Origin of the sequence: Pseudomonas sp. MF7453 (assembly GCF_016405455.1) — a bacterium.
Classification (GTDB): domain Bacteria; phylum Pseudomonadota; class Gammaproteobacteria; order Pseudomonadales; family Pseudomonadaceae; genus Aquipseudomonas; species Aquipseudomonas paralactis.
Genome location: NZ_JAEKCN010000045.1, coordinates 1 through 2,908 on the forward strand (window position 1 = coordinate 1; position 2,908 = coordinate 2,908).

The 2,908-nt window shown below is 58.5% G+C and carries 4 protein-coding genes; 1 reads left to right on the top strand and 3 read right to left on the bottom strand.

Annotation, left to right across the window (positions count from 1 at the left end; genetic code table 11):
- Positions 1-204: hypothetical protein (locus tag JFT63_RS29295; protein ID WP_233101309.1), on the top strand; the 204-nt coding region annotated here is incomplete at its 5' end.
- Between the two features lie 666 nt (positions 205-870).
- On the opposite strand, the gene JFT63_RS29300 is transcribed toward JFT63_RS29295, so the two are convergent.
- The 3 genes from JFT63_RS29300 to JFT63_RS29310 all read right to left on the bottom strand — a co-directional run.
- Positions 871-1,680 (bottom strand): protein rep, encoded by an 810-nt coding sequence (locus JFT63_RS29300; RefSeq protein WP_196492187.1) that lies wholly within the window; start codon positions 1,678-1,680, stop codon positions 871-873.
- A 118-nt stretch (positions 1,681-1,798) separates the two neighbouring features.
- Complete coding sequence (locus JFT63_RS29305; RefSeq protein WP_127652685.1) at positions 1,799-2,152, bottom strand: hypothetical protein; 354 nt, start codon at positions 2,150-2,152, stop codon at positions 1,799-1,801.
- A 285-nt stretch (positions 2,153-2,437) separates the two neighbouring features.
- On the bottom strand, positions 2,438-2,908 hold a 471-nt coding region (locus JFT63_RS29310), incomplete at its 5' end, for a hypothetical protein (RefSeq protein WP_233101310.1).

The window sequence follows — 2,908 nt, forward strand, 5'->3', positions numbered from 1 at the left end:
AAGCCCTCTGCGCTATCATTCGATTTTCGTCTAGGAAAATTCCTCATGCAGCGTCTCGCCATACCTTCGGATTACGTCCTGCAGTTCATCCTGGGCCGCGCCTCCTATGTCCTCCCATGGGAGGACATAGGAGGCGCGGCCCAGGATGAACTGCAGGACGTAATCCGAAGGTATGGCGAGACGCTGCATGAGGAATTTTCCTAGACGAAAATCGAATGATAGCGCAGAGGGCTTTGGGCAGCGAAAGCTGCTTCCAGAGCGGCCAAAAGCCGCTCTGATAAACCGGCGTCGAAGACGACGGAAACAGCCTGACAGACGCCACCCGAGCCCACGAGGGGGGTGAGGAAAAATGGCCCCCAGGCCGAATTTTTCCGTTCTGCCCTGGTGCAGCCCGTCCAGGGCGAAACCAGGGTGCGAAGCATCCGGCCGCACCGCTTGCGTGCGCGTCAGGTGAAACCGGACCAACCTGGTTTCGAGCCGAAGCAGCAGAGGGAGGGACGGAGTCCCGCGCCGATGCGTCGCGCAGTCTCAGAAAGCGGGTTGGTCCGGCTTTGCCGGGCGCGCACGCGGGTGAATTTTCGAGACAAGCCCGTCCAGGGCGCAGGGGAGGAAAGAGGGTGGCGGATCGCGCAGCGATTCAGAACCCTGAAGGCCTTCCGGGGCGCTCCCCCGGGAGGTTTGGGCGGCCCGGAGGGGCGGCCACGGAGCCCCGCAGGGGTGACGGCATTTTGCTGTTGGGTTCTATGTTTTTGGCTCTTGGCGGTTGTATTGCAGGTCCTATTGTTGGGCCTATTGCCGCAGCAATAGGTGAGCCATAGGAGCGGCAATTTCAGGGAGTGAGGCAGGCAGGCGCTACGCTGTCGCCTGCCCTCACTCCCTGATGCTCGCCGGCTGGTATGAATCGCCCAGGTAGCGATAGAACCTATCCAGGTACGGAAGCCCGTCGAGCGGCTCATCGAGCAGCGAGTCGGGAATCTCAACGCCACGGAACAAGCCGAAGCTGTTCAGCAGGCGCTTGCCCTTGAGGATCTGCGCCGCGTGCCAGTTGTCAGCCAAGGTCAGATCGGAGAATTTCACGGCGTACTTGAACACCTCCATGAAACCCTCAACGGGATCGCCCAGGATGGGCCTGCAATCCACGACCATGCTGTCACCGGTGATCTTGTGCCACTCGGTGCTGAGGTCGGTTTGGGAGGGCTGTGATGTGGCCAGAATGATCATGTGACAATGCGGGTGCCAGCCATTGCCCTTGTTGGTCAGCTCGAGGGTGTAGACGGCCCCCTCGGCTTTGCAAAGCTCTGTCCAGGGAGCGCCACGAGTACCGGCATTGAAGTAGCGACGACGATCCATCAAGCGACGTAGCGACTTCGCGAGGTGCGATTGACGCTCTTCAAGATCCGGCCCGTTTTTGACTGTTAGGGTCAGGAGATAGGGCCGCAGATCCGGGCGTTCCTCCTGGATCACCTGCCAGCGGGTCAAGTAAGCCCCAAGAGCCTTGGCACCGCGGCGAATGCCGCACAACGGACAGACCAGGTGCTGCTTGCAGAACGTCGCGCTATGCAGCCGTACCTTGCCCACGGTGAAGTACTCCCGGAAATGCAGGTAATTACCACAGCTGGCAAGGCTAGCGGCAGTCTTGATGGTCGCTTCGGACGGGGTCTTTCGGAGATGTTCTAGCATCGCCTGAGACCTTGTGTGAGCCACGCCGTAGCGTGTTATTCTCTCGTCCAGAAGCCTAGCTTCGTCAGCCCCTGTGAACTCCCCGCCTGCCAAGTTGGAAGAGTTCTCAGGGGTTTTTTTATGCGCCATTCATGGCCCCCTTATTCGTGGGGCCGAGCATAGCACCTGCTAACACATTGTTTCTATGTATCAAGTAAAGCAGGGACTCGCCAGCCTCAGAACCGCGCAAAGCCCCGGAATCCGGGAGCATCAGCAGAAAAACAGCGATCAGGGACAAAACATCCTTACGATCCAGCTCGATTGAAACCCTCATGCCCAGCTCCTCAGTGGTGATGGCAAATTTTCTCATCACGACCAGGAACATAACGGGCGAGGTTTGCGCCTCCACTCCAGAGCCAAAAAACGAAGGAGTCTTCGGTAAAGTGGGGGTGTAACAGCACCCCACAGGATCCGGGAGGGGGGTGAAGAACATTTCGCAATACTACCCAGAGCGCCAAAAGCAAAATCAACAGCACCCATGCTGGGGGCCTCCGCTCCCGGCCGGTGGCCAGGAACAGAGCGCCAGAGGGTGATTTGATCAGCGAAGGGTCAAGGGTTCGCTCCGCCCGGGACTCCGTTCGCCGCGACGGTGAAGCGAGTCACGACGAGCCGGGGTCGCGGCCCCTGACCTGAGGAATTTCAACGGTGGATGGACTGGCCTCGATCGGAGTACGGGAACCTGTTCCCGTATGGAGGTCGAGGGGACAAGCGCAGCGCGTCAGGCCTCGGCGGCCCTTGTTCGTAAAGCCATCACTTGCGTGGCTGACAAATGGCGAAGCTCAGAATTGGAAAAAACCAGGTCAGCCCTCAACCACCTGGTTTCTTCGTCCCACTGGGCCAAATTGTCTATGAGAAACCTATAACGACCTTGATAAGCCTCCGCAAGATCCTCAGCAAGGGCCCTGTAAGCCTCTCCAGGCGTTTTTAACGCCAAATACACTGCATCTAGCACGGGGTCTGGTTTCGTTGCTCTGCCGACTTCCTGCGCCTTTTTGATGGCATATGCGTTGTATTCCTCTGCGCCAGTTTCGGGATCATCTGCTGGATTACCTGGGCAAAGTTTGTCCTCCCATGGGAGGACATAGGAGGCGCGGCCCAGGATGAACTGCAGGACGTAATCCGAAGGTATGGCGAGACGCTGCATGAGGAATTTTCCTAGACGAAAATCGAATGATAGCGCAGAGGGCTT